Here is a 26,536-nt window from a genome sequence, read left to right on the forward strand (position 1 = left end):
TCAGTATATTTCGTCCCCGTCACGGGATAGGACCATAGCTCAGTTGGTTAGAGCGCTGCCTTGACATGGCAGAGGTCGGCAGTTCAAATCTGCCTGGTCCTACCAAATTTTTAACGAAATGAGTCACTTAGAGCTTAAGCCCGGTGGCTTTTTTTGTATCTGGCCACATATCACCCTCTCGTGTCACCGATCTGTGACCTCAGAATCAGAACAAAACCGCTCGCATGGATTGCCCAGCGGTAGCGATGCCTGCCCGATGGCGGATCTTGCTAGGGATGGTGTTTAAAATAGTCCGCAATTACATAGGCATGGCGTCACAAGCAACCTGTACGCTTGGCAGCTTTGGCCTCGCAGGGCTAATAGTTCTTAGAGCTTAGACGTAGACGCGAAAATCCTAGACCAGCAAGACCAAGTGCTAATAGCGATAGGAATGCTGGTTCAGGGACGCTAAAAGAATCGCCTAGCATCGTAAGCTGGTACTGGCCTTTACCTGTAGAAGATGGGACGAAGCATTGTAATCTGTAGATACATCCTCCTGCCTGCGCCAGATATTGTTCCTCCAGCGTTGCCTTCTGGTAAACTCTATCCCCAAATACGCCTATGTCAAGCTTATAGCTTCCCGCAGTAAGCCGCAGTTCAAGGTAAGAGTCGTATTGAATCAGAGATCCATCATTGCCAAATAGCAGTGGGTCGCCTTCATAAGCGGGGCCGCCGTAATAACCTTCCTCATCGTTGTAGGCAACTACCTCTCCATCGTTAACCCGAGTCACTGTCAATGTACTGTCAAAAAAGGTTTCAAAATAATAGAAGGAGAGTATGTCGAAAGATACAGTGCTATCGGAGTGGACTTCAAAGTTTATTAAACTTTGGTCTGGCATCTCGCCGAGAATAACGATGGAATGAGAGTTCGCACTTAAACAGGAAGCAATAAGAAGAAGGATGAATTTCATAATCTGGTGGCTCCCGATAGAGTAATAGCTTGGCGAGCTGCCGCAATAAAGATGCCAATATATAAAACACTCTTTAAACCAGATCGTTATAAAATCTCGCGTCCAGAAGTCATCGGAATAGTGTAAAAAAAATCGTCAGATAAGTGAGCTGTACCGAGGTTTTGGACGCTCCATAGCGTTACCGTGTCTGCCCGGTGAGCATGTGGATGAGACTTCTCCTCGCACATATGCGGTGGAGAGAGTTCCGTGCTGGGCAGGATCGGGAGGGGTCATTGGCGCTATGCCCAAAACATGAATTTTGCGGAAACGTAAAAGTGTCTGGATCTACGGTCTAGGAAAAGGGGCGTTTTGGCGATTTGCTTACCCCTCCCGGTCCCGTTTACGCTGGCCTTACCTGTACCACGGCGCGGTGCATGTTCAGATTTGCCGCGTAACGATGTGCGCGTTCTTCCAGGGCTTTGGGATCATCACCGACTAGCTCGGCAACCCGTTTGCTTTTGTGAGTAATCACAGCGAAGAAAAGTTGTGTCGGTGTTTCGATAGTCTGCATGGTCGGTTCCTCAAATCTCTTTTTTCTCAATTGGACGCGCCTCGATTGATTCCGGCGGCCCGTAAACTGTCAGGGCAAAGCAATTACTGTTCGGATTCTTGTCCATGAAGCTGCGGCCATATTGCCGCCATTGACCCTCTAGCCAGTCCTGGTCATAGCTGTTCATCCCGCAACCAATACTAAAAACGTGGTGAAGCTCTGCGGGGTAGTGGTTGGCAGTTCCACGGCTGCGGCGCTTTCTGGTGGTTGGCATAACTAAATCCCTCCAGGTCGTCCGGGGCCATCGCGTAACGGCTCCAGGTCTAGATTCATGGCTTTAAGAGCTGCCAGCAGGCCATTACGTGAGTCTTTCTCAAGAGCGCAAGCGGGGTGTTGCTTGGGTACGCCATAACGGTCGTCTACCACTTCGCCCTGTTCCCCTATGGCCTTCTGAGCGGCCCTCATGCGGTCGAGGCATTCAGCAGCGGTACACAGCAGGGTCAGGCCGGCGGCGTCGTCGATGCCGTACTCGTCGGACAAGTCGCGCCATAATTTTCGGCCATCAACTTTCAGGTGCTTGGGTGGATTCTTCATGGCGTTACCTCGTGAATCTCAAACACTTTCGGTGTACTCCTTTTGAAATAAACGAAGTTACACGGGCGGTCTTAGCGGTTCGGCGGTGGAGGCTCGGATTACCCCCCTCCCCATGCCGCTGCCTTGAATTAGTGCCTGCCGCGCACCAACCAAAGTGCCGCAGGCTTTCGGTTGTGTTTCCAATTGAGCGAGACAACCGACAAACGCTCATCCAGTCCTTCCGCAAAGCGGCCCGCCTGGCTCGGGTGGTTGTAAGTGCCTGCCGCGTACTCACCACAAATACCGCAGGCTTTCGGTTGTGTCTTGAATTGAGCTAGACAACCGACAAACGCTCATCCAGGTTTACCGCAAGCGGCCCGCCTGGCTCGGGAGACTTTCTTAGATAGCGAACTTCAGCACGGCAGACGGTGCCATCACGGCAAGGCCGCTTCTCAATTCCGATCTCATCCGGAGTGTATTCGTCTGGAAGTCGTCATTGATGCGTCCGATTTCAAACTGCGCTTGCTGACGATCCAGCAGGGCAACCTGTGACGGGTCCATGACAAGGACGCTTGTCTCCGGCATGGCTGCGTTGGTGACCACTGGCACGTTCCAGAGGTTCGGACCTGCGGGGCTATCCCAGCCAGAGGCGACATATTCCCCGGCGGTGTTGCGCTCGGATCTGATTGTCTGCCATGCCTTCGGGTGAAGGACTACAGCGCCGGCCATCCAGCCCGTACTCTCAAGCTCTGCGATTGCCTCACCGATACCATCAGCCGCAGTTGCGTCAAGGGTAGTTGTGAAGGCAGTAGCCTGGTTGAGTAGGCCGTTGATCTGACTAACGCCACCAGCGCCGTTGATGATCTCGGACTCAAGTTTCTGAGTCACACCGTAGATCAAGCGGGAGTTGATGAACTGTTGCAGCTGCGGGGCGTCGGCAATTACTTGTTCAGAAGCCCCTAGTAGTACCGCGATCGTGGCAATCGGTACGGTTTGCAGTGCGGTCGGCAGGGTCTGCGTTGCCTTGGCGTCGCCTTCTGCCAGCTGGTAAGCAGCGGCGTCTACAAACCCGTCCAGGGTCGTAAACTCAAAGCTGTTTGAGCTGACCATAATGCGCTGCATCAGATCCAGCAGGGACAACCGGCGGCGCGGGTCGTTCATGATGCCGTTAGCGCGGTTTGCTTCAACGCTGTATGGGCTGTCACCGACACCGCCTGCATCACCAACAACCGACTTACGCAGGGTTTGGACGCTCTCAGTGATCGGAATGATTGCCGATTTGCTGGAACGATTGCGCAGGGCTTCGAACTGGGCATCTTCGGAAATCATGGAGCCAACGCTTTTAACTGCTTTCATACCAAAACCTGTCGGGGTAGTGCTTTTCTGGGATAGGTCGTCAAGCTGGTCCTGCATTTTTCCGTGCTTGGTGTCCATCGCTTCTCGGATTTTGGCTAGCTCGGTTTTGGCCAGCTCTAGTGCTTCATTGCTCATAATGTTGTGCCTTGTTCAATTACTGGTGCCTTTCGGCTTGAGTGCTCATCCCCAGCAGCGTCACGCAGCTTTGAACGGGTACACCGGAAGCCTGAGCAGGGAATCCCGGCGGGTCGGGTCGATAGCAGCATCGCGCGGCTATGCCCTGAATGATTCATAACTTACCGGCGGCTTGGGCCTGGTCGATCTCAAAACACAGCTTGTTCTTGATGGCGTGAACATGGGCTGAGAAATCGCCGGTATCTTTCGCGGCCCGGGCGTCACGGTTGAGCCTTTCGCGCTCTTGAACAACCAAAAGCTCATCCCGCTGTGATGCAGCGATAAGCCCGTTCATGGCCGTAACGTCGCCTTTACCCGCTGCGGTCTTCAGCATCCGGTAATAGCTTTCAATGTTCGCCTTGGTTGGCTTGGCGTTCGGTTTGCCTCTTGGCCGGCCCACGTGAGTCTCCTGGTCTGTCAGTGAAGGCCGGAACTTAACGACCTGTTGTTATGATATAACATAACATAATACTGTTTAAATATACAGTAAATCCCCCTAAAAACGAAGAATACAGGCACAAAAAAGCCCACACGTGGCGGGCTAATTCGGTTAACGTCGCAGTTAACAGGTTCGTTAACCAGGGCTGAATCTGTGCATGAGGGTATGTGAGGTTTCCCTTATCGAGCCGGCCCGGAGTGCTAGGCCGCCCCCTTACCTCTGCCTATGCTTCGGGTGCTGCGTCTTCACTGGATCGCCGTCTTGTGTTGCGTTGTGGCGACTCAAGGGGTCCGCTATGCAGGGACGGGAGGGACGCAAGGGACGCAAGGGACGGGTTATCTGACATTTCTCAATCTCCACAAAATACATATCAAGGTCGGCCTTAAAGACTGAAATATCTTTTATTTGCATCACGGAATGTCGAAACACGCGTCCCTTGCGTCCCTTAAGCTGCATGGCTGAATACTCCTGTGATTGCGCGCTGACACTTAAGGCCGGCGGTATATCGCCTCCCGTTTGATTTGCGGGTGTCATAGCCAAGGGCTTTCAGACGGTCAGAAAAAGATTTTTGTGTTAGCTGGCGGTGAATACCGTTTTCCTGCGCCCATGCACGATAGGCATTGAATAGCTTTTGCGGCTCCAGGCGTTCTAAGGGGTCAGGCTCACATTCAGCCTCGGCAAATTGCGCCACCTGATCCGCTTCCAGACGCCACTGATCGCGGGCTTGCTTGCAACTCTCCGGCATGGTGAAGCCGACTTGCAACGCGTCTGCATAGGCGTCTAAGGCAAGGCTTAAGATCCCCGGTAGCTCGTCAATCAACTTGTCTTTCAGGAGTGGGTCACAGTTGCCAAGCTCCGGCTTGAACTTGTTGTTGAACTCCACCACCAGGGCGCGGCGAAACAGCGCGTCGCTAAAGTCGCGGGTGTGGGGCATGTGGTTGGTACCGAACCAGCAAGTCGCAAACGGGCGCATAACAAACGGGTCTTTGAACTTGTGTTCAACGGTTGTCGGCTCACCCGACACAATGCCTTTCAGACTGGCATCGTCAATTACTTCGCCCTGTTTTATCTCAGTCACTATGTTCGCCAGCTTGCCGTGTAGGTGGGCGCGCTGAAACGAGCGATCAAATTGTGAAGGCTGGACGCCCGCCACGTTCTCCGATCCTGCCAGGGCTTCCAGAATGGACAACAACACGGATTTACCGTTAGCGCCTGCCCCCACCAGGATGATGAACTTCTCATGCCGACAATGGGCCATCAGGGTATAGCCCATCATTTCCAGCAATGCCTGGGCTTTGTCTCCTGCGTCCGGGTCACCCTTGAACACCTCAGCCAGAAACTGAATAAACCGGGGGGCGGTTGCTTGGGGGTCATAGCTCACCGGAATTTGTGTAGTTCGGTAATGCTCCCGGTTATGCGCCACCAGATCCCATTGCGCGTTATCTAACATCAGTTCCCCGTTTAGCGTGTTCACGCATTCGGGCGGACCAATATCAAACATATGATTCGGTCTGAATATCTCGGTCCTGAACAGGTCCGTCACACTCTCCACGTTGCTCTTGCGTACCGATTCGGCAAGCGGGGCAATGTGGTGCTGTACCCATTGTTTAACGCTCCGGTCTTCCTGCTTCTGCCAGACACCGCTGGGCCTCCACATGAACACGAACGTCTGAGCCGCCAGCACGTTATCAGGGCCAATGTCCGCCACAAGGCTACGCGCCAATGCGAGGTCGTCTAGCTCCTCACTGTCCTCGCCTGATCGCTCTGTTTCCTTAATCACCGAAAACGGGAGGCCGGTAGCGTCCTTGATCGCCTTATGGATTCGGCGCTTTTGAACAGGTGAAAGCTCTTTGGCCTCCTGAATCAGAGTTTCGACATTCTCACTGTCAGAGGTCAGCGCTTGAGCGTCTACCAGGATTTCAGCGTATTGGCGCGGCTCTGGCTCGCCACACAATCCCAGCTTTTCCCGGTAGTCATTGAGCCGCCGGTCTGCACAATGGGCGTGCATACATTTGAAGCTGGGCGTTTTGAATCCGCCAGTATTGCCGGGGTAATAGACGGTTTCGGTCTGCCCTGATTCTCTGGTGTGTTCGGACTCAAAAGGGCAAGCCACGTTAAAAGCTGAATCAGGCCGCTTTGATCGAATCAGGCCGCTGTCATTCAATGCCTTAAAGATTTCGTCATCCTCGCTGATTTCAAGCTGGCGCGTTTGCTTGCTGGTGCCCTCCTTTTCCAGTGGCGGGAAGGTAGCCAGGAGCGTGTCAGCGGTGTACGGCAATCCCCCGGACTCATGCACCACCTGAACCATGAATGGCTCGCCTTTGCGGTGATAGAAGCCAGGCAGGCGTAACACGCGAGGCAGATCTATTACGCTAGGGTCAGTGCCGAAACGGTCCGCTATCCTGCGCTGCATTCCTTCAAATTGAACCAGTGGCAAGCCATCGGTTAGCCAGTAGGGATGAAAGTTGCCGGCGCTACTCTCTACAACAAAATGCGGTTCAAGCTCCGCTTTCATAATAGGGTCAAGAGGTGCGCCATCCGTATCGGCAAAGGCTGCTCGCACGCGGGTTATGTTTTCGGACTTGCGGCCTTTCAGATCGGTCTGGCTCACTGTCACGAAAACACCAGCGCCTCTCTGGTTCAGCCGTTCAAGGGCAGGCGCGTGCTGTTTCAACGTGCCGTGAAATAGGTGTGGGTATCTCTTGGGCTGCTTATTGCGCTCCCGCTCCTTGTCCTCTGCCTTGGCCTCTGGGCTATCGGCAAACGTCTGGAATGTAAATTGCTCCTCGCCTTCATCAAGCAACATCAGAAAACGGTCAGCGGCCTGGATGTCTGCCTTCAGATTAGAGTCACTCATTCATCACCTCCGGCATCAAGACATACTCCGCAACGCTGTGAAGGCGTCCCGCTGAATCGGCATCCTGTCGGCGGTGAGTCACGATGTTATGGCCCCCCTTCCGTAACTCCATGACGCGGGCAGCGGGATGCATCACGTTTAAATGATGGCGAGCGTGTAGAGTGGTAAGAGCGCGGTTATGCCGAAGGTACTCCAGGACTCTGAATCGTTGATCATCTGTGGAAAGTGCAGAAATATCACCTGAAAAGGTGGTAAAATGATCGTACTGAATAACCTGCTTTACGCTCTCGTCACCAGTTTGCGGCTGGTGGTCGAGGGCTGGTTTATGCTTCTCCATTGTCAGCCTCCTCTGCTTTATCCTGCATATCTTCAAGCCAGGCCAGAACGGTGAGCAGATGGGTGTGCGCGCTGTTAGCCAGGGCTGCCCCTACCACCTTTGTTTCGCAGTCATCATCGTTGTCATAAAGCGAGCCCCGCAGTGGGTTGAGCAGCAGCTCAATATCCATAAGCAGCTCGCGGTTCTTAAGGATCTCGGCGCCGGTGTAGTTGGATTGGCTCATGCCGACACCTCCCGGACTTTTGACTCCAGCCAGCTATCAAGCTGCTGACGGGTCCATCCAACACAGCGGGGGGAAATTCGGATCTTGCGGGGAAAGTTAGGGTCCGTTTCAGCCAGGTCGTGTAGCTTGGTTCTGCCTACACCTAGATAACGGCAGGCATCGGCTGGACGGTAAAAGGCTTGTTCCGTTGGGGCTTTCTGTTGCATGGGTATCACCTATGTTGTTCATGGTGATACCTATTAAATAGATGCAGGGGCAGGCGTTGAACAACCGAGACTCGCCCTCGTTGCGGTCAGTCTCGGGGGTGCTCCCTTTTGCGTACAGCTAAAATGACCTCACGGGCTTTTGCAGGATCTTCGGGTACTCTGACACCCTCACTGCGCAGTATTTTTGATGCCAGGTCAGCCGAACCGAGCTTTGTCAGTCCTTCATGCTCCAGTAGGCTTGAGACTTGTGACAGCAGATCATGCTCCTCCTGCTTTGGGCGCTCTCCTGTCTTGGACTTCCATTGTTTTACGTCATTCAGTGCTCGCCCAGCGAAAAGCCGTAAATCATTCAACTCCTGATTCAGCCCTCCAAATGGTTGCAAATTGAATTCGCGGTTTAACCGCCATTCATATAAGCCAATTTGCGCTTTGATTGATTCGGGAGTCTTGCTCAAATGCTCCTGCAATTCGTCAATTAGCTGCAATGTTTTTTCGGCATGGCGTATTTCTTCGGCTCTGGAGGGCTCGGTGTCTCTGCTTTGGGTTAGGCATCTGTATCTGCCAAATAGAACTTTAACAACCTCCAGTAACTCGCCACTTTTCGGAAGATCCACAAATAGGAGGTCGGTTCGAGCCTTTAGCGATTCGTCCACCATGCCGCCAGTGTGCTGCAAAGGTATTTTTCTAGGCATTTTTACCTCCAACCGCCACAACCTCCCGTTGCTCAACACCTGCGCCATACTGTCGCAAGATATCTTTTGCCGCGTCCGGGCATAGGTGTCCATAGTGGCTTTCGATCATCGCCACGGATTTGTGCCCTGCCAGTTTTGCCACTGCGAACATTGGCACGCCAGCCGCCACCAGCGAACTGATAAAGTGGTGCCTTAGTGCATATAGGGTTAGGTCATTCGGCAGCCCGCCTAACCGTTTAACACGCTTCCAGGGCTTGTCATGCGCGTTCTTATCCATACGCTTGCCAGTTACCGGAGACGGAAAAACCAGGCCGGAATCAGGCTTGCCGTTTTGCTCCCACCAGGACGTAACCACTGCCAATGCCTGCGGCGGGAGATCCATCTCAACACGGGCGGCTTTGTCCTCGCCGTGGTGCTTAGTTTTCTCTGGCGTTTTGGTCAGCCGGCCAAAAGTCGGATTCAGCTCTGATTGCCACTGCAAAGAATAAAGATCACCGGGGCGCATACCTGTGAACAGGCTCAACTTTGCAAACGGAACAAACCAATGGGGATAAGCCACGTTGTCGAGATCTGGTAAATGGGGCTTGCCATGCTTCCGGCTGTTGCGTCTGCCCTGTCGGATTTCTTCCGCGAAAGTATCAAGGCCAGTATGAAAAGCCGCCAGTTCATCCTTGGTCAATAACCGCCGAGTGGCTTCTCGTCTCTGGCGTAGCTCTGCGGCTCTCTCATTATCGAGCGGCTTCTCTAAAGAAACGTGCTGCAAAGGGTTCTCATCTAACACACCGTCAACCATTGCCTGCTTTAACAAGGTCCGTAACGCGCCATAGGCTCGCTTTAGGGTGGCGTGAGCGCGGCCTTTCTTTTCCTTTTCTGCCTGCCAGGCGTGAATGTCGGCACGGGTAAGACCGGCGAGATCCCTGTCGAGTAGCCCCTTGAAGTTAGAGCGTAGTATCGCAAGCGTCCCCTCCCCGGCACTGCGGCGCGACTGGTAACGCGTATATGGTCCGTCGAGGTAGGCTTTCAAAGTCCGATGGGCGGCACGTTGTTCTTGAGTGATAGCGAGAGCTTTCTTTTCCGCCTTCTCTGCCAGAACGTCCGCATCATCATTGCGCCAGCCCATAGCCTTCTCTGCGGCTTGCTGTGGCTTCATTGCAGGGTAACGACCGACGGTAGCAGTACGGCGCTTGCCGGTCAGATCTTGATACCGATAGCGCCAGCTTCCACCGGTTTTGGTCTTGAGTAGGTGCAAGCCTGTTACTTTCTCGCACCACAAGGTTGCTCTGTCTGCCGAGTCTTTGAGGAACTTATTAGCGGCTGAATCTGAAATGCTTGTGTCTAGCTTTACCTTGGCCATGTGTCACCCGTGTCACCAATCTGTGACCTTAATCGTAACACAATGATGAACAAACGTGGTCTACCATGAACACAAAATGGCGATAACCTATTGTTTTACCGTTCTAGTGCCTGATTTCAATGGAGCTTATTTGTTTTGACATGGCAGAGGTCGGCAGTTCAAATCTGCCTGGTCCTACCACATAAAAAAAACTCCCATCAGGGAGTTTTTTTATGTCTGCAGAAATGTCACTTCTGACCGGTAATTAAAGGTAACCGCCGAAGCGGCTATACCTTATAAAATTCCCGATACCAATCAACGAAGTTGGCAATGCCCTCGTCCACGGTAGTCGCCGGCTTGTACCCCACATCGTCAATCAGTGCCTCTACATTGGCGTAGGTAGCAGGTACGTCGCCCGGTTGCAGCGGTAACAGATTCTTCTCGGCTTTCCGTCCCAGTCGCTCCTCTATGATTTCAATAAAGCGCGAAAGCTCTACCGGATTGTTACTGCCGATATTGTAGAGCCTGTAAGGCGCCATGCTGGTGCCGGGATCGGGATTCTTTCCGGACCATTGGTCATTTGGTGAAGCGACGTTGTCGAGGGTGCGGACTACCCCTTCAACGATATCGTCTATGTAGGTAAAGTCCCGTTTGTGGTGCCCGTGGTTAAACACGTCGATGGGTTCGCCAGCCAGAATCTTTTTGGTAAAGATAAACAGCGCCATATCTGGCCTGCCCCAGGGGCCGTAGACGGTGAAGAAGCGCAGCCCGGTGGTCGGCAACTGGTACAGGTTGCTGTAGGTGTGGGCCATCAGCTCGTTGGCTTTCTTGGACGCTGCGTAGAGGCTCAAGGGATGATCGACATTGTCGTGTACCGAGAACGGCATTGCCTCGTTAGCGCCATACACCGAACTACTGGAGGCATAAACGAGATGTTTGACGCCATTGTGGCGACAACCTTCGAGAATATTCATGAAGCCAACGAGGTTGGCGTCCACGTAGGCATTCGGATTCTCAATGGAGTAGCGTACCCCGGCCTGAGCCGCAAGGTTCACTACCCGTTCCGGTTTGTGCTCACGAAACAGGGCCTCCATGGCGGCCCGGTCGGATATGTCCTTTCGCACCTCGGTAAAGCCGGCCTTGCAGGTTAAGCGCGCCAGACGGGCTTCTTTCAGGTTGACATCGTAATAGTCATTGACGATATCAACGCCAATGACTTCGTCACCACGATCCAGCAGGCGATGGGCCAGATGCGAGCCGATAAACCCGGCAGTCCCTGTCACGAGAATTTTCAAAGTTTTCTCCCTGAATAGAATAGTCCGACGTTATTGAGTACTACCATTAAAATACCAGACCGGCACTGATGAAGGGTCCGCCAATTTCAATATCCAGTGCGTCGTTACTGTCTTCGTAATCGATGCTCAACTGGCGATAGCCAGCACGTAATTGCACAACAGCGAACTCGTATTGACCGTAGGCATTGTAGTCAAAAATGGAATCGCCATCAAAACTGATGAAGTTGCCTTCGGCACCCACGGAAGCGCCGGTCAGGGGCAGATCAAAGCGCGCGGCCAGGTATCCCATGGGAATAGTGCCATCGATCGTGGTACGGCTGACCTGGCTGGGCGGTAAGCGTTTTTCAACTAACAGCTCGCCGTCGAATGTGCGCACGGTGAGACCGGCATCCAGGTTGACCCAGTTGTCGAGCAGCTCGTAATAAAGCGTGATATCAAACTGGTCGAGATCCAGTTCGGAATCCACTGTTGCGCCCGGAAGGATGCCATCAAAACCAGCGGCCCCCACCTCACCCCGTCCACTCTGTTTGATAGACGTGTAGTTCAGCCTGACGTTTGGCAATAGCGGAACCGGGTGCTCGATATAAGCACTGAGGTTGGCATTGGAATCGCTGTCGAGGTTCAGGTCATCCTCAACATCGATGGCGGAATTCCGGTTAGTCGCTGTTCCGCTCAGTTCGGAATCCCAATAACTGACGTTAGCGCCAAACCCGACGATATCGGCACTGGCAAGCGGTGCTGCAAGCACCAGGGAGGTACCGGTTAGCAATAGTAGTTTTCGCATAAATTACCTTGTTATGGTTGTTTCACCGCCGGGCGGTATCAGTCAAACTGAATACCCAAACGACGACCGACTTCTTCGTAGGCTTCGATGACATTCCCGAGTCCTTGCCTGAACCGGTCCTTGTCCATTTTCTTACGGGTCGCCTTATCCCATATACGGCAACCGTCGGGGCTGAACTCGTCCCCCAGCACTATCTTGTCGCCGGAACGTCCGAACTCCAGCTTATAATCCACCAACAGCATGCCGGCAGCGTCGAATAGCGATTTGAGCACTTCATTGACCTGATAGGTCAATGTCTTCATCTGTGACAGTTCGTCTGCCGAGGCCCAGCCAAAGGTGATCGCCAGTGATTCGTTCACCATCGGGTCATGAAGCGCGTCGTTCTTGAGAAACAGCTCAAACGTCGGGGGCGTAAGGTTCTGGCCCTCTTCCACACCCAGGCGGCGACAAAGACTGCCTGCCGAGACATTGCGGATGACGCATTCGACCGGAATCATGTCCAGCTTCTTGACCAGGGACTCGACAGGAGACAATAAACCTTCGAAGTGCGTGGGAATCCCTGCGGCTTCCAGTTTCTCCATGATAAACCCGTTAAAACGGTTGTTTACCATACCCTTGCGGTTGAGCTGCTCTTTTCTTTCGCCGTCAAAGGCAGAGGTGTCATCGCGAAACAACAACACGAACCGGTCCGGGTCATCTGTCCGGTAGACCGATTTGGCTTTGCCCGTATAGAGCTCTTCGCGCTTTTCCATTCATGTTCTCCCGTTGCGCCAGGCCAGATACACTGGTGCACATCCATTAATAAAGATATTCGAACAGCTCTGACAGCAACCTTTGCGAACGGTCAGTACCGTCGTATTCATCAGATCTTGCGGTGGTGACCAGCACCCTGTCCTGCAGCGTTTCTAGCCGGACCTCGAAGGTATATTCCGGAACAGGCTCGTCAGCAAACCAGTTGAACCAGCCTGGATCACGCTCTTCCTTGGAGCGGAAATCGACGTAGAACAAACCATTGCTGCGATCAAGATCGACCACAGGCACTTCGGCTTCATTCAACGCCCGCCTGACCTCTGCCCAGGCACGATCGAACCCGACGATCATTTCAATGGCATCAGCTACGCCGTTCCGGGACACCATGGCGACCTTTGGTGATGTCGTCATCGCAAGAGCGGCGCGGGAATAGGATTTGGTGTCTTCACGATCTTTCAGATAGGACGCCAGATCCGCCAAAAGTTCTTTCTCTATCGCCAGGCTGTCTGAATCAGACTGCCATTGCAGCAGTTGGTCCGGGCTTTCATTAATTTCCAATCTGCGGAGCTGAACTTCGGTGGTTTTGCGACGAACGCCCGGCGTTACCCTGGCCTGAACCACGACCAACTGCTCGCCATCCTGATTCTGAGGCAACTGCAACAGGGTACGGGCACGCTGGCTGAAGTTGACGATATCGCTCTGCATAACGCCGAGCTGAGTACTGTCTTCAACCACACCCAGCCCGCGGTCATTAAAGTACGCTGCCACTGACGGCCAGACCCGGCCCGGCACGTCATTGACCAATACCCAGGCCTGATCATCCACTTCCTCGATGATGTAGTTCTCCTCCAGTATCTCGGAGGTCATATCGGGCGGTTGTGGGATATCAGACGGGTTCATCTCGCCGCGGTTGCCACGGTCAATCTGCCGGACCGGAAAGGCTTCGCCCTGGCGCGCCATGACCTGTCCGTCAGCCAGTTTCAGCGGTTCACCCTCGGAGGCATTGACGTACTCTTCGGAACGATCATCGATAAGACTGCACCCTGCCAACCCGATCATCAGGATAAATCCGGATACCAGGCCTGCAAGGGCTTTTTTTGACTGCACTGCCATTGGGTAACTCCAGGGCGTCGTTTGCAAGAATTTAAAACGGCTCAGAGTACACCCGCCGCTTTGAGTGCTTCTTCGACTTCACCATGGAATTTTTGATCCAGCGGGGTGAGCGGCAGACGAATACCTTCACCGATGATTCCCATACGTTCCAGAGCCCACTTCACCGGGATAGGATTCGCTTCAAGGAAGAGCTTTCTGTGCAGTGGCATCAAAGCTTCATTGATGCGCTCAACTTCTTCCCGGTTACCCGCAATCGCAGCCTCACACAAGGCCGACATGCCTTTCGGGGCAACGTTAGCGGTCACGGAAACGTTGCCCTTGCCTCCGGCCAGCATCAGGTCCGCAGCGGTCGCGTCGTCGCCCGAATAGACCACCAGGCGTCCTTCCACGGCACGAATGAGCTCGGCTCCGCGAGGTATATTGCCAGTCGCGTCCTTGATGCCGATGATATTCGGGATATCGGCCAGGCGCTCAACGGTTTCATTGAGCATGTCACAGGCCGTCCGGCCGGGTACGTTATACAGTATCTGGTTGACGGGAACGGCCTCGGCGATGGCGCGGAAGTGACGATACAGGCCTTCCTGGCTTGGCTTGTTGTAGTACGGCACCACCAGCAAACAGGCATCAGCCCCCAGTTTATGGGCCTCACCGGTCAGCTCTATTGCTTCCCGTGTTGAATTGGCGCCGGTACCGGCAATGACCGGAATGCGCCCATTGACCCGTTTTATGATCTGGCCGATAACGCGACAATGTTCATCCGGATCCAGCGTAGCGGACTCGCCTGTAGTCCCTACCGCAACGATGCCGTGGGTTCCGTTATCAAGATGAAAGTCCACCAGGTTGTCCAGATGCTCCCAGTGGATGCTGCCATCCGGGTGCATTGGTGTTACCAGTGCGACAAGGCTACCAGTAATCATAAAAACTCCGTCGGAATAAAAGGCTAATGGTAATGTTGGCCGTGAGATGACACAAGAGAACAACCGAATAAATAGCTTACCAACCTCAGCCCGAGAAGAAACCTGCCGGTTGGTGTGGGTGCGGACCGGGGCAAATTACTTGCCGCCTGGCTTTATCAAGGGCTGCGAGACGTTCTGGACCGGCCACGCAGAGAAGATTGCCTTCAGCATGGTTGCAAGGGGAATGGCAAAAAACACACCCCACAACCCCCATATCCCGCCAAAAAACAGCACGGCCACGATGATAGCTACCGGGTGCAGATTATTCACTTCCGAGAACAGAATAGGCACCAGGACATTGCCGTCGAGCGCCTGGATGACCCCATAGACCACCATAACCCAGATGAATTGGCTACCCCAGCCAAAAGCAAACAGGCCGATCATTGCCACCGGAATGGTCACAACAGCAGCACCTATATAGGGAATCACCACGCTTATCCCGACGAGTAGTGACAGCAAGGCGGCGTAAGGCATTCCGAGCAGCTTGAAGCTGACATAGGTGGCGCCACCAACAATTAATATTTCGACAGCCTTACCACGAACATAATTCGCACACTGGAGATTCACCTCATTCCAGATTCGGACCATCATCGGCCGCTGATGGGGCAACAGGCGGGAGATCGACCCGAGCAGCAGGCTGCGGTCCTTGAGAAAGAAAAACACGAGTATGGGAAGCAATACCATGTAAATCAGCAGCGCCATCAGATCCGGAATACTGGCAATGGAGAACGACACCAGCCACTGGGTCATACGAGCTGCTTCGCTGGTCACCTGCTGGTACAGGTTATTGATCTGTTCAATTGAAATGAGATTCGGGTATTGCTGGGGCAGCAGTTCGAAATAGGTCTGCATCTCCCGGAAAATCCGGGGAGTCTCTCCCGCCAACGACGTTACCTGCGTCCACAGTAAGGGTAGAAGCCCGAACAGAAAGCCAATCAGAGTGCCAAGAAAAACCAGAAACACCCCGATAATCGAGACAACTTCGGGAATGCCCAGAGAGGTCAGCTTGGTAACCAGACCCTGAAGAATAAAGGCAATGATGGCAGCGGCAATGACCGGCGCCAGCATTCGACCAAAGAGGATAACAATCAGGGTGCCGAAGATCAGCAGCAGAAAAAGTATGACTGCTTCGTCATCTGAAAAGTATTTATGCGCCAGACCACGTAAAATTCGTACCATCAATGTCTCCGTAACTTCACGAAACAGCATGCCCGGAACAAAACGTTAATTTCCACGTCGTATAACGAAGTGATAACAACCGTCGGTTTCCAACGTGCTAACCAATATGTGAGATGATAGCTTCAGGAACGCGGGTATATCCCGGGCTGACCCGGCATCGGTCGCGATGACCTCAAGCTCTTCGCCCGGTTGCATGGCATTCAGCTTGAGTTTGGTTTTTAACAGCGGCATGGGACAAATAAGCCCGGACGCATCAAGAACATTATCGGCCATGAGTCTAATATAAACCGTTGCGTTTTCGGTGGCTTGTTGGTTCAACTATCAAGCGGTGCATTATGCCGGCGAGTCCCCTGCATTGCACTGATTGTCAGGAAGTATATCAGGCAACCTATGAAATTCGTTCGTGCAGCGTTTTACCAGAAGTTCACAAGAAAGGCAGGACAAGGTCTGGCGCTTGCCGTTGCCCTTTCGCTGCCGCTCAATAGCGTTATTGCAAACGAATCCCTGTTGCCAACGCTGGGCGGTGTTGGCGGTGGCCTTATTTCCGAGCAGCAGGAAGCGGAAATTGGCCGTCAGGTGATGCGCTCATTGAGAGTGTCAGCCGAACAGATACGGGATCCGCTGGTCACCGATTACATGAACAGCATTGTCTATCGTCTGGTGCCTTTTGTGCCACTGCAAGACAAGCGCTTGTCTCTGGTTGTAATCGACAGCCCGGCGCTGAATGCGTTTGCGGTGCCCGGCAACATTATCGGGGTCAACGCCGGACTTTTTCTGAATGCCGCCACCGAGCAGCAATTTGCCTCGGTTATCGCCCACGAGCTTGCCCACCTCAGCCAGCGTCACTTTGCACGCCGAATGGAGCAGCAAGAGACCAGTGCGCCACTGACCCTGGCCGGAATGATCGCTGGCATCATTCTGTCGGCGGTTACCCAGTCGGACGTTGGCATTGCAGCTATCGCCGGGACCCAGGCCATGGCGGTGCAGAACATGTTGCAATACAGCCGCTCTAATGAGCAGGAAGCAGACCGGGTTGGCATTGATGTCCTGGCAAACGCTGGCATGGACCCCAGAGGCATGCCCGAAATGTTTGAGGTAATGATGCGGCAGAATCGCCTGCAGGGAAACCGCCTGCCGGAATACCTCTCAACCCACCCGCTCACCCAGAGCCGGGTGTCGGACAGCCGCAGTCGCGCGGAACAATATCCGGAGGGCGGCGTCACCGACGCCCTTGAATATCATCTTGTGCGGGCCCGCTTGCAGGTCAGATACGCAAAATCTCCGGGGGATGCGGTGGATCTGTTCGAAGGCTATCTGGCAAACGATAGCGCAAATTGGGAAGAGGCCGCCCATTATGGTTTGGCGGTGGCCTATCTGGCAGCGGATCGGCCACAGGATGCCCGCAAGAAACTCGAAGCGCTACTGGCAAGGCAACCGGGTCGCATTACCTACGTGGTTACTCTGGCTGAAGCGTTGCACACCTTGAAGCAGACCGAGGAAGCCAGGGCTTTATTGCAAAATGCCGTGCAGCGGAATCCCGGCAACGCTCCGATCATCACCATGCTGGCGGACGTTGAGCGCAGCGCCGGCAACGCGCAGCAGTCCGCCGAGTATCTCAAAACGCTGACGCGGGAATACCCGCACCGGGAAGATCTGTGGCTTCAGCTTGCCGAGGCCGAGGGTCAGGCGAGGAACATTGTTGGGGTACACCGCGCCCGGGCAGAATATGACCTGTTGATGGGGGACCTGGAGTCTGCGCAAAGGCAGTTGAGGGAAGCCCAGGAGAAAACGCCTCCTGAAGCTCCGCTGCGGCAGATCATCACTGAGCGTCTCTCGCAGGTATCAGACGCCCTCGCCCGCCGGCGCTGAACTTGGACCCGCGTCTGATCCCGCGCAACCCTCTCGCGAGGCTCAGGCGTTCCCAGCGATCTTGAGGTTCCGACTGGCAGTAAAATCAAGCATACGGCGTAACGGCTCCAATGCTCGCTCCCGCAGGTCGGCGTCGATGGTGATTTCCTGGCCACCGTTTTCCAGCACATAAAGCAGGTTCTCCAACCCGTTCATCGCCATCCAGGGACAGTGCGCACAGCTACGGCAGGTAGCTCCATTACCTGCTGTCGGCGCCTCGATTAACGTCTTGTTCGGCGCTACCTGCTGCATCTTGTAAAAGATACCGTTGTCTGTCGCCACAATAAAACGTTCGTTAGGCAGCGTTTGCACGGCGTTAATCAGCTGGGATGTGGAGCCGACTACGTCGGCCATCTCAACCACTGCATCCGGAGACTCGGGGTGTACCAGGACAGCCGCATCGGGATAAAGGGCCTTCAGATCTTCCAGGCCGCGGGATTTGAATTCTTCGTGGACGATACAGGAGCCGTCCCACAACAACATGTCGGCACCAGTAGTCTTCTGGACGTAGTGGCCGAGATGCTTGTCCGGCGCCCACAGGATTTTTTCACCGTTGGCATCCAGGGACTCCACGATCGCCTGAGCACAGCTGGAGGTGACAACCCAGTCTGCCCGAGCTTTTACGGCCGCAGACGTATTGGCATAAACCACCACGGTACGATCCGGATGCTGATCACAAAATGCAGCGAATTCGTCTGCCGGGCAGCCGATGTCCAGTGAACAGGTTGCCTCCAGTGTTGGCATCAGAACCTGTTTTTCCGGGTTCAGAATTTTTGCTGTTTCGCCCATGAATTTGACGCCAGCGACCACCACGGTCGAGGCTGGATGCTGGTTGCTGAAACGGGCCATTTCCAACGAATCCGCCACGCAACCGCCGGTTTCCTCGGCAAGCCGCTGGATATCCGAGTCCGTGTAATAATGAGCCACCAATACGGCATCGCGATCCTTCAGCGCCTGCTTGATACGCGCTTCCAGTTCGGCCCGCTTGTCTGCATTAAGCGGTCTCGGCTCCGCTTCATGTGCCAGGTGCTCCTGAACCAGAATACGGTTATCGGATCGTATCATTGCATCTCTCGTGGTTAACGCGCTCAAACCCCTCGCTTACGAGTTTGTACCGGGGCCCTTCGCAATTGTCATGGGACTGTTGTACGACTTCACTATAACCATGGATTGGGGTTTGAAGGCAAAAAAAAAGAGCCCTTGGGCTCTTTTTCCGACACAAACCCTGACTCAACGCAAGCTTCAGGCAGGTATCAATTTGGTGGGTCGTGATGGATTCGAACCATCGACCAATTGGTTAAAAGCCAACTGCTCTACCAACTGAGCTAACGACCCATAACGGGTTGGCGTATCACTGCCTTGACTGCACACTCGTTTACCACCGCGTGCGATCAACTTCAATAATGGTGGGTCGTGATGGATTCGAACCATCGACCAATTGGTTAAAAGCCAACTGCTCTACCAACTGAGCTAACGACCCAAACGAGGCGCATATAGTACGGATTTTTCGCCGCGCTTCAACCCTTTTCATGTTTTATTTCAACGCAGACAACATCAACGCCTATTCAGATACTCTTTAGCCAGTGACGCGGCGTTGGTTGCCGGATAACTGGATACCACTCTCTCCATTTGCCGAACCGCTTCGGTTTTTTCATTCAAGCGATCATAGGTGACGCCAAGCTTGTAAATCGCATCCGCCGCTTTTCTGTGATCTGAAAACCGGGTGGCTACGATGGTGAACGCCTGCTTGGCCTGCTCGAGCTGAGGTTTGACCAGGTACACCTCTCCCAGCCAGTAATAGGCGTTAACGGTAAGGTCACCTTCCGGATACTCCGAAATGAAGCCGTAGATACCGTCAATCGCGGCATCGTAATTCCTGTCGCGGATTGACGCCTGGATCTTCTGATACGCCTGTCGCTCAGCATCAGTCGGCTGACGATACTCACGGGTAACCGGCTTTATGCTGGCTTCCGGAGCCTCTGCCGATGAGCCACCGCCTGATGCCGGAGCTGCCTGCAGCTGCCCGGCAAGATCGAGCAGTCGTTGGTCAAGATCGATATAACGTTCTTTTGACTGGTTTGAGAGCCGATTAAGCTGGTGTCGCTGTTCTTCAAGCTCTCCCTGCAAACGACGCACTTCGCCCTGCAGCTGCTCAATCATAAAAAACAACTCAGCGTTAGCCTGACTGTCGCCCGCTTGTGGGCGGGCTTCCGACTGGCTGCTCTGAGCTACTGGTACTGGTGCCGATGACTGCGCCAGTGCGCAACCGCTAAGCGATAGCGCAACTGTCGCCATGAGGAGGTTTCTCATGGTGGGTCCTGTTGGTTGCAATCTTCGCGCTTACTGGAAAATCATTTCAACGCGACGGTTCTGGGCCCAGGCACTCTCGCTGGAACCTGAGACCGCTGGTTTTTCTTCGCCATAGCTTACGGTTTCAAGCTGGCCACGGGAAGCACCGTTGACAATGAGGAAGCGCTGTACCGCGTTGGCACGACGCTCACCCAACGCCAGGTTGTATTCGGTGGTGCCACGCTCATCGGAATGCCCTTCCAGGCGAACCTGAGTGCCCGGGTTATCTGACAGGTAGCGGGCATGAGCAGCCAGAACGTCGCGGGATTCGGCTTTGATTTCAGCGGTGTCGAAGTCAAAGTAGAAGGTGGTGATATCACGCAACGCTTGAACTTCGGCTTGTGATGCACGCTCCTGGGCCTCCATGCGCTCGGAGTCGGTCAAGCCGCTGGATGACACGCCGCTGCCGTCAGTGCCGTCATATACGGTGCTGCCACCGCTCTGACCAGTAGCAGAGCTATCTATACCGAAGCCGTCGTCTTCCATGGTGTCGCCGGTGGAACTACAGCCAGCAATAAAACCGAGTGAGAGTACCAGGGCAAATGCCTTGTTTCGCATCGTGAACATCATAACCGTTCCTTCATATTTTAAGTGTGTTTAGCACGTTAGAGTATGTTCGGACCCAACTGCATCCGAACCGGTAGTAAAACTATTGCATAAATGGCGACCAGGCGGGCTCCCTCACATCACCGCTTGCCGAGGGCAGCACATAGTTTGCCCCACCTTCAGCAGACATGACCGTCAGCACACTCTCACCATTCTGTTGGGTGGAGTAAATCACCATGCGACCGTTCGGCGCTACGCTTGGCGATTCATCCAACCCGGTGCGGGTCAGAACCGTTTCATTCCCGGTCTCTATATTCATCCGCGCGATATGGAAGGCACCCTGACGCTGATGAACGTAATAAATATGTTTCCCGTCCGGGCTGAAGCGGGGCCTGGCATTGTAGCTGCTATCAAAGGTCAGCCTTCTGGGCTCAGCGTTTTCGGTCTCTTTATGATAAATTTGCGGACCACCGGAACGGTCGGAGGTGAAAAGCAACCCTCTTCCGTCAGCGTCCCAGCTGCCTTCCGTATCAATCGACCAATGATTGGTCAGCCGCTTGAGGGATTTGGAGGCCAGATCCATCTTGTAGATTTCAGCATTGCCGTCCTTGGACAAGGTCACCAGCAGGGATTTGCCATCCGGTGACCAGTCCGGGGCGGAATTCAGCCCTGGAAAGGAGGCTACGCGGGTGCGTTTACCACTGGACAGCTCATGGGTGTATATAGCCGGGCGACCGGTCTCGAAGGAAACGTAGGCCAGACTCTTACCGTCTGGCGACCAGGTTGGAGACAGGATTGGCTCATCACTTTCCAGCCGTACCCGGGCCCGCTTACCGTCCACGTCACTGACCTGCAATTTGTAAATTCGTTTGCCACCACCGGTTTCGAGAGTTACGTAGGCGAGCTTGGTTGAAAAGGCCCCTTTCTCGCCGGTGAGCGCCTCGTAAACCTTGTCACTGATGTGATGAGCCAGGCCGCGCATGTCGCCGGCTGTAGCCGTGGCGGTCTCCCCCAGAAGGCGCCGTTCACCGTTCACATCAAACAACTCGTAACGCGCCTGAATACGGTCTCCCTGCTGGCTCAGCTCGCCCACCAGAAGAAAACGCTGCCCCAGCAAGCGCCAGTCCCGGTAGTAAACATCGTCGCTTCTGGAGGGCAGGCTGAGCATCCGCTCAGGGCTGAGGGGCTTGAACTCACCGCTCATCGTCAGGTCGTCCCGGACGATGTCACTGACGTCGTCACCACCAGGCATATTGCCGGTTTTCGAAAATGGCACTACGGCGAGCGGGATGGCTGAATCAACACCTTCGGTTATACGAATAAGTAATTCAGAACTTGCGGGCGTAGCCATTGCCATCAAAAGCAATACGGGCATCAATACACGCAACCACTGGCAGCGTAGGGCGTAATGCCGACCTTGCTGGCGCCGTTCAATCTGGGTGTGATTTGTCATGTTCTCGATATCCATGGTCATCTCTGCAACTCGGGGTTGAATTCGATCGTAAACTGGCGAAAGTATTTCTCAAACGTATCCCGCTCACTGGGCACCGGGTAACGGTTAACCCCGCGCACTGCACTCAGCGCGGAGTTATCGAAGGCGGTATTACCACTCCCCCTGACCAGCTCGACAGATGAAAGTTCACCCGTTGGTAACAAGGTGATTCTAAGGGTCGCCGTCATCTCACTAGTAGCGGAAGACGGCATATACCAGCCGTTTTTCAAACGCTCGCGAATCAGTGCCTGGTACCTCTGGCTATCTGTCTGCATTTGCGAGCTTCTCGCGCGCGCTGCGGCCTCTGCTTCTGCCTGCCGGCGTGCGGCCTCTTCAGATTCGCGGGCCGAATCTGCGAGTGCTTCCAATTGCTGCTCTCTCAGCCTGCGCTCAGCTTCCCGGCGTTTGGCCTCCGCTTCACGTTTGGCCTCCGCCTGTCGCTTGGCTTCGGCCTCCTGCTGGCGCTTACGCTCAGCTTCCTCCTGCTTGCGTCGTTCCTCTTCCGCGGCTTTGGCCGCGGCCTCTCGTTCACGCTGCTCGTCTGCCTGCTGACGCTTGCGCTCTTCCTCTGCTTGTTGGCGAGCCCGCTCTTTGGCCTCGGCTTCAACTTTCTGGCGCGCTGCTTCTTGCTGTTTCTGCTTGGCCGCCTGCTCCTCACGCTGTCGGGCTTCACGCTCCTTCGCTTGCTGGCGCTCCTGCTCTGCCTGGCGCTCCTGTTCTTGCTGTTGCCGGGCGCGCTCCTCGGCGGCCTTACGCTCGGCCTCTGCTTCTTCAGGATCCTCTTCAGGTTCAGGCTCGGGCTCGGGTTCAGGAGCAGGTGCTGGAACAGGCTCTGGCTGCTGTACGGGTGGCTGACTGGTAATCAGGCGTGCCGCAATACTTCTGGGTGTCGGCTCCTCTACCGGGCTGGTCCAGTGCCAACCGGCCAGCGCAACCACAACAATCAGCCCGTGCAACAGCAGGGAAAGTGCAACAGGGGATTTCCACGCTGGCTGCCCTGTGCTTATCGGTTCTCGCTGCTGGTCAATCACGAAACGTTAACCCCTACTCGTTTGGCGAGCTTTCGGTAATAAGGCCGACACTGGACGCACCGGCACCCTGCAATGCTGACATCAGCCGAACCACCACACCATAATTTACAAACTCGTCACCGCGGACAAGAACTTCGCTACGAGTCCGTCCGGAGAGGATTTTAGCGACCTGACTCTGAACCTCGTCGAGTGACATGGGCTCACTACCTTCGCCTCCAACCTCAAGGTAATAAGCACCGTTACTATCCACCGAGACGATAACGGATTCGACATCTTTTTCCGCCTGGATCGGGTCGGATACTGTATTGGGCAGATCAACCTTTACACCCTGGACAAGCATTGGCGCCGTCACCATAAAAATGATCAGCAGCACCAGCATCACGTCGATGTACGGCACCACGTTGATTTCCGACATTGGCTTGCGGCGTTCGTGGGGCATCATCCCCATACCTTTCATGCTCACATTCGTACTCCTGCCAGATGATCAGGTTCAGGCCGCTGGGGCTTTCTCGCTGTGATGCACCCGACGATGCAGAATGCTGGAGAATTCCTCGGCAAAGGTCTCATAGTTCTTGAGCAGCGAATCCGAGGTTGTGGAAAAACGGTTATAGGCAATAACCGCCGGAATCGCCGCGAACAGCCCCATGGCTGTGGCAATGAGAGCTTCGGAGATACCCGGCGCGACAGTGGCAAGCGTGGCCTGTTGCGCCTGGGCCAGCCCCCGGAACGAATTCATGATGCCCCAAACCGTGCCGAACAAGCCCACGTAGGGACTGGTCGAACCGACGGTTGCGAGAAACGGCAGATGAGTTTCAAGCCGTTCCTGTTCCCGGGAGAAGGCGACACGCATGGCGCGCTGGGCGCCGTCCATCACGGCATCCGCATCCCGACTCTGCTGCCGGAGCCGGGAGAACTCTTTGAAGCCTGAACGAAAGATGGCTTCGAGTCCGGAAAACGGCGTTGGATCCGCATTCACCTCACGATAGAGCTGACCGAGATCCATGCCCGACCAAAACCGCTCTTCAAACGCCAACTGCGCCTGCCTGGCTTTACGGAAAACCTGGAAACGCTGAAAAATCAATGCCCAGGATATGACCGATGCGAGTGCCAGTATCAGCATAACCAGCTGCACCAACAAGCCTGCATTGGCGATGAGAGACCAAACTGAGAGTTCTGAATCCACCTTCTACTCCTGGTTTTCCGTTTTTAAGGTCAGAGAGCGCGTTCGACTCTCACGGTAAGACTTTATTCGTTAACTAACCCTGGCTCTGTGCTGCCGGCATCAGAGTCTTCATGGCCTCCGGCAACGCCCGGGGGCGGCCGGTGTCCAGAGCCACGCACGCGACCTTGACAACCGCATCCGCTAACAGCGCACCGTCGGATTCCCGCTCCACCCGCTGGTTAAATTCCATCCAGACCCTGCCTCCCCTCACCAGATCAGCAGTTACCCGCAGTTGATCATCCAGCTTCGCAGGCACCGCATAGTGTATCGACAGCCTTTGCACGACATAGCTGATATTCTCGGTCAGCCCTGCACGTAACCCGACCCCACGGCTGCGTACCCATTCCGTCCTGGCCCGCTCCATGTAATGCAGGTACTTGGCATGAAACACAATACCACCTGCATCGGTATCTTCTATATAGACTCGAACCGGCAGGGCGAACAGCGACGTCGCGGACTCAATCAAGTAAATCCTCCTGCCCGGGTTTTCCGGAGGCGATGCCAAAATGCAGGTAGGCATGGGACGTGACCATACGCCCTCTCGGGGTCCGCACCATGTAACCCTGCTGGATAAGAAAAGGTTCCAGCACATCTTCAATCGTGCCACGTTCTTCACTGATGGCAGCCGCCAGACTCTCGACCCCGACGGGGCCACCGTCGAATTTCTCGATCATCGCCAGCAGCAGGCGGCGGTCCATATGATCGAACCCCAGATGATCCACTTTCAACATATTCAGAGCCTGATCAGCAATCTCTTCAGTGATAATACCGTCGGCTTTGACCTCGGCGTAGTCTCGCACCCGTCGCAGCAGCCGGTTGGCGATGCGCGGCGTACCTCGGGAGCGTCTGGCGATCTCGAGAGCCCCCGCCTTTTCAATACTGACACCGGACAGATCTGCCGACCGCAATACGATGTGGGTCAGATCTGCGGTGTTGTAAAACTCGAGACGCTGAACAATGCCAAACCGGTCTCGTAGCGGGGAGGTCAATAACCCGGCCCTGGTGGTGGCGCCTACCAGTGTAAACGCTGGCAGATCGAGTTTGATCGAGCGCGCCGCCGGACCTTCGCCAATCATGATGTCGAGCTGATAGTCTTCCATTGCCGGATAGAGCACTTCTTCCACGGCAGCACTCAGACGATGGATCTCGTCGATGAAAAGAACATCGCCCTCTTCCAGGTTGGTCAGCATGGCGGCCAGATCGCCCGCCCGTTCAAGCACTGGGCCCGAAGTGGTCTTGATCGCAACACCCATTTCGTTAGCAATAATATTGGCCAGTGTGGTCTTGCCCAGACCTGGCGGGCCGAATATCAACACATGATCCAACGCTTCCTGCCGACCCCTGGCCGCAGAGATGAAAATATCCATCTGCTCGCGGACCGTTGGCTGGCCGACATATTCGGCCAACCGCGTTGGACGAATAGCGCGATCCTGAACTTCTTCATACTGGCCCGGTCGAGCCGTAATCAATCGGTCGGACTCAATCATCAAGGTGCTCAAAGCTGGAGATCGACATTGCGTTTATATGTTTCCCAAAGCGACGGTTATTGTACAAGGGGTGCTTCGACTGTCACGTTACGCTCTCGACAGAAAGACCACCAGTTTTCTGGCCTTCAGCCCGCAGGAATCATGTTCTTGAGCGCCAGTCGGATAAGCTCTTCCCGACTCATGTCCTTGTCGGCAATCCTGTTGACGGCCTTGCTGGCCTCCTGGGGTTTATAACCCAGCGCGATCAAAGCGGCTTCCGCCTCATCCCGCGGGCTGTGGGTATCCCGCGCGGGTGCTGCCGACGGAGTGCCCGGCAGGCTGCCCGGCGTAAACTGCCCTTCCAGTTGACCGATGCGATCAGCTATCTCTATCAGCAGACGTTCAGCGGTTTTCTTGCCGACACCCGGCAGCTTGACCAATGAGTTTGCATCTCGTGCCTCCACACACCGGATGAACTGATGGGCATCGAGGCCAGACAGAATGGCCAGTGCAAGCTTGGGGCCGACGCCATTAACCTTGATTAACAAACGGAAAACGTTACGGTCGAGCCGCGCTGCAAAGCCGAAAAGGCTGTGAGCATCCTCCCGAACGGAAAAATGGGTATGGAGGGTGATTTCCTGTCCGGCATCCGGGAGATGGAAAAAGGTGGTGTAGGGGATGTCTACTTCATAGCCAAGTCCGGCGCACTCAATGAGTGCCTGACCGGGAGCTTTTTCAATGAGAATGCCGTGAATGCGACCGATCAAATGGATTCT

Annotated in this window: 30 protein-coding genes and 3 tRNA genes; 2 read left to right on the plus strand and 31 right to left on the minus strand. The window is 54.6% G+C overall.

Features of this window, described 5'->3' with window-relative positions; all coding sequences use genetic code 11:
- Positions 1–28 precede the first annotated feature (28 nt).
- A tRNA-Val gene (locus tag F6Y09_RS10040) sits at positions 29–105 on the plus strand.
- A 251-nt stretch (positions 106–356) separates the two neighbouring features.
- Here the strand turns inward: F6Y09_RS10040 and F6Y09_RS10045 are convergent.
- From F6Y09_RS10045 to F6Y09_RS10130, 19 genes are all read right to left on the minus strand, one after another.
- Positions 357–950 (minus strand): DVUA0089 family protein, encoded by a 594-nt coding sequence (locus tag F6Y09_RS10045; RefSeq protein WP_152206794.1) that lies wholly within the window; start codon positions 948–950, stop codon positions 357–359.
- A 379-nt stretch (positions 951–1,329) separates the two neighbouring features.
- Positions 1,330–1,500, minus strand: coding sequence for a hypothetical protein (locus tag F6Y09_RS20145; RefSeq protein WP_179959398.1), 171 nt, complete (start codon positions 1,498–1,500; stop codon positions 1,330–1,332).
- A 10-nt stretch (positions 1,501–1,510) separates the two neighbouring features.
- Complete coding sequence (locus F6Y09_RS10050) at positions 1,511–1,753, minus strand: hypothetical protein (RefSeq protein ID WP_152206795.1); 243 nt, start codon at positions 1,751–1,753, stop codon at positions 1,511–1,513.
- Between the two features lie 2 nt (positions 1,754–1,755).
- Complete coding sequence (locus F6Y09_RS10055) at positions 1,756–2,073, minus strand: hypothetical protein (RefSeq protein WP_152206796.1); 318 nt, start codon at positions 2,071–2,073, stop codon at positions 1,756–1,758.
- Positions 2,074–2,451: 378 nt separating this feature from the next.
- Positions 2,452–3,543: a phage major capsid protein gene (locus tag F6Y09_RS10060; RefSeq protein WP_152206797.1), complete on the minus strand. Its 1,092-nt coding sequence runs from the start codon at positions 3,541–3,543 to the stop codon at positions 2,452–2,454.
- A 154-nt stretch (positions 3,544–3,697) separates the two neighbouring features.
- Positions 3,698–3,982: a hypothetical protein gene (locus tag F6Y09_RS10065; RefSeq protein ID WP_152206798.1), complete on the minus strand. Its 285-nt coding sequence runs from the start codon at positions 3,980–3,982 to the stop codon at positions 3,698–3,700.
- Positions 3,983–4,466: 484 nt separating this feature from the next.
- The gene (locus F6Y09_RS10070) at positions 4,467–6,878 is read right to left on the minus strand and encodes a phage/plasmid primase, P4 family (RefSeq protein WP_152206799.1); all 2,412 of its coding nucleotides are present in this window, start codon (positions 6,876–6,878) and stop codon (positions 4,467–4,469) included.
- Positions 6,871–7,215 (minus strand): helix-turn-helix domain-containing protein, encoded by a 345-nt coding sequence (locus tag F6Y09_RS10075; protein WP_152206800.1) that lies wholly within the window; start codon positions 7,213–7,215, stop codon positions 6,871–6,873. The genes F6Y09_RS10070 and F6Y09_RS10075 overlap by 8 nt, the downstream gene beginning before the upstream one ends.
- Complete coding sequence (locus F6Y09_RS10080) at positions 7,202–7,438, minus strand: hypothetical protein (RefSeq protein ID WP_152206801.1); 237 nt, start codon at positions 7,436–7,438, stop codon at positions 7,202–7,204. The genes F6Y09_RS10075 and F6Y09_RS10080 overlap by 14 nt, the downstream gene beginning before the upstream one ends.
- Positions 7,435–7,644, minus strand: coding sequence for a helix-turn-helix transcriptional regulator (locus F6Y09_RS10085; protein ID WP_152206802.1), 210 nt, complete (start codon positions 7,642–7,644; stop codon positions 7,435–7,437). Before F6Y09_RS10085 ends, F6Y09_RS10080 begins: the two co-directional genes overlap by 4 nt.
- Before the next feature lie 86 nt (positions 7,645–7,730).
- Positions 7,731–8,336: a hypothetical protein gene (locus F6Y09_RS10090; protein WP_152206803.1), complete on the minus strand. Its 606-nt coding sequence runs from the start codon at positions 8,334–8,336 to the stop codon at positions 7,731–7,733.
- A complete protein-coding gene (locus F6Y09_RS10095; protein ID WP_152206804.1) occupies positions 8,329–9,690 on the minus strand; it encodes an integrase family protein in 1,362 nt (453 codons plus the stop codon). Before F6Y09_RS10095 ends, F6Y09_RS10090 begins: the two co-directional genes overlap by 8 nt.
- A gap of 266 nt (positions 9,691–9,956) precedes the next feature.
- A complete protein-coding gene (locus F6Y09_RS10100; protein ID WP_152206805.1) occupies positions 9,957–10,964 on the minus strand; it encodes an NAD-dependent epimerase in 1,008 nt (335 codons plus the stop codon).
- A 46-nt stretch (positions 10,965–11,010) separates the two neighbouring features.
- On the minus strand, positions 11,011–11,748 hold the full coding sequence (locus tag F6Y09_RS10105; RefSeq protein ID WP_152206806.1) for a TIGR04219 family outer membrane beta-barrel protein: 738 nt from the start codon (positions 11,746–11,748) through the stop codon (positions 11,011–11,013).
- Positions 11,749–11,786: 38 nt separating this feature from the next.
- Positions 11,787–12,500, minus strand: coding sequence for a phosphoribosylaminoimidazolesuccinocarboxamide synthase (purC, locus tag F6Y09_RS10110; RefSeq protein WP_152206807.1), 714 nt, complete (start codon positions 12,498–12,500; stop codon positions 11,787–11,789).
- Between the two features lie 46 nt (positions 12,501–12,546).
- Complete coding sequence (gene bamC, locus F6Y09_RS10115; RefSeq protein ID WP_152206808.1) at positions 12,547–13,611, minus strand: outer membrane protein assembly factor BamC; 1,065 nt, start codon at positions 13,609–13,611, stop codon at positions 12,547–12,549.
- A 41-nt stretch (positions 13,612–13,652) separates the two neighbouring features.
- Positions 13,653–14,528 (minus strand): 4-hydroxy-tetrahydrodipicolinate synthase, encoded by an 876-nt coding sequence (gene dapA, locus F6Y09_RS10120; protein WP_152206809.1) that lies wholly within the window; start codon positions 14,526–14,528, stop codon positions 13,653–13,655.
- A gap of 135 nt (positions 14,529–14,663) precedes the next feature.
- Positions 14,664–15,746 (minus strand): AI-2E family transporter, encoded by a 1,083-nt coding sequence (locus tag F6Y09_RS10125; protein WP_152206810.1) that lies wholly within the window; start codon positions 15,744–15,746, stop codon positions 14,664–14,666.
- Between the two features lie 45 nt (positions 15,747–15,791).
- The gene (locus F6Y09_RS10130; protein WP_152206811.1) at positions 15,792–16,019 is read right to left on the minus strand and encodes a sulfurtransferase TusA family protein; all 228 of its coding nucleotides are present in this window, start codon (positions 16,017–16,019) and stop codon (positions 15,792–15,794) included.
- A 117-nt stretch (positions 16,020–16,136) separates the two neighbouring features.
- Here F6Y09_RS10130 and F6Y09_RS10135 point away from each other — a divergent pair, with 117 nt between their 5' ends.
- Positions 16,137–17,615, plus strand: a complete 1,479-nt coding sequence (locus tag F6Y09_RS10135) for a M48 family metalloprotease (RefSeq protein WP_152206812.1) — start codon at positions 16,137–16,139, stop codon at positions 17,613–17,615.
- 42 nt (positions 17,616–17,657) lie between these two features.
- On the opposite strand, the gene nadA is transcribed toward F6Y09_RS10135, so the two are convergent.
- The 12 genes from nadA to ruvA all read right to left on the minus strand — a co-directional run bounded on the left by nadA (position 17,658) and on the right by ruvA (position 26,527).
- Positions 17,658–18,719, minus strand: a complete 1,062-nt coding sequence (gene nadA, locus F6Y09_RS10140) for a quinolinate synthase NadA (protein ID WP_152206813.1) — start codon at positions 18,717–18,719, stop codon at positions 17,658–17,660.
- Between the two features lie 194 nt (positions 18,720–18,913).
- A tRNA-Lys gene (locus F6Y09_RS10145) sits at positions 18,914–18,989 on the minus strand.
- 69 nt (positions 18,990–19,058) lie between these two features.
- Positions 19,059–19,134, minus strand: a tRNA-Lys gene (locus tag F6Y09_RS10150).
- 74 nt (positions 19,135–19,208) lie between these two features.
- The gene (gene ybgF, locus F6Y09_RS10155; protein ID WP_152206814.1) at positions 19,209–19,964 is read right to left on the minus strand and encodes a tol-pal system protein YbgF; all 756 of its coding nucleotides are present in this window, start codon (positions 19,962–19,964) and stop codon (positions 19,209–19,211) included.
- 30 nt (positions 19,965–19,994) lie between these two features.
- On the minus strand, positions 19,995–20,573 hold the full coding sequence (gene pal, locus F6Y09_RS10160) for a peptidoglycan-associated lipoprotein Pal (protein ID WP_152206815.1): 579 nt from the start codon (positions 20,571–20,573) through the stop codon (positions 19,995–19,997).
- A 79-nt stretch (positions 20,574–20,652) separates the two neighbouring features.
- Positions 20,653–21,924, minus strand: coding sequence for a Tol-Pal system beta propeller repeat protein TolB (gene tolB / locus F6Y09_RS10165; RefSeq protein ID WP_246180485.1), 1,272 nt, complete (start codon positions 21,922–21,924; stop codon positions 20,653–20,655).
- Positions 21,925–22,019: 95 nt separating this feature from the next.
- Complete coding sequence (tolA, locus tag F6Y09_RS10170; protein ID WP_152206817.1) at positions 22,020–23,072, minus strand: cell envelope integrity protein TolA; 1,053 nt, start codon at positions 23,070–23,072, stop codon at positions 22,020–22,022.
- A 13-nt stretch (positions 23,073–23,085) separates the two neighbouring features.
- On the minus strand, positions 23,086–23,529 hold the full coding sequence (tolR, locus tag F6Y09_RS10175; RefSeq protein ID WP_152207009.1) for a protein TolR: 444 nt from the start codon (positions 23,527–23,529) through the stop codon (positions 23,086–23,088).
- A 33-nt stretch (positions 23,530–23,562) separates the two neighbouring features.
- Positions 23,563–24,255: a protein TolQ gene (gene tolQ / locus F6Y09_RS10180; RefSeq protein WP_152206818.1), complete on the minus strand. Its 693-nt coding sequence runs from the start codon at positions 24,253–24,255 to the stop codon at positions 23,563–23,565.
- Positions 24,256–24,328: 73 nt separating this feature from the next.
- On the minus strand, positions 24,329–24,760 hold the full coding sequence (locus F6Y09_RS10185; RefSeq protein ID WP_246180460.1) for a YbgC/FadM family acyl-CoA thioesterase: 432 nt from the start codon (positions 24,758–24,760) through the stop codon (positions 24,329–24,331).
- The gene (ruvB, locus tag F6Y09_RS10190; RefSeq protein WP_152206820.1) at positions 24,753–25,781 is read right to left on the minus strand and encodes a Holliday junction branch migration DNA helicase RuvB; all 1,029 of its coding nucleotides are present in this window, start codon (positions 25,779–25,781) and stop codon (positions 24,753–24,755) included. Before ruvB ends, F6Y09_RS10185 begins: the two co-directional genes overlap by 8 nt.
- Before the next feature lie 125 nt (positions 25,782–25,906).
- Positions 25,907–26,527, minus strand: a complete 621-nt coding sequence (gene ruvA / locus F6Y09_RS10195) for a Holliday junction branch migration protein RuvA (protein WP_152206821.1) — start codon at positions 26,525–26,527, stop codon at positions 25,907–25,909.
- Between the last annotated feature and the right edge of the window lie 9 nt (positions 26,528–26,536).

The sequence above is a fragment of the Marinobacter changyiensis genome (assembly GCF_009193265.1).
Lineage (GTDB): Bacteria > Pseudomonadota > Gammaproteobacteria > Pseudomonadales > Oleiphilaceae > Marinobacter > Marinobacter changyiensis.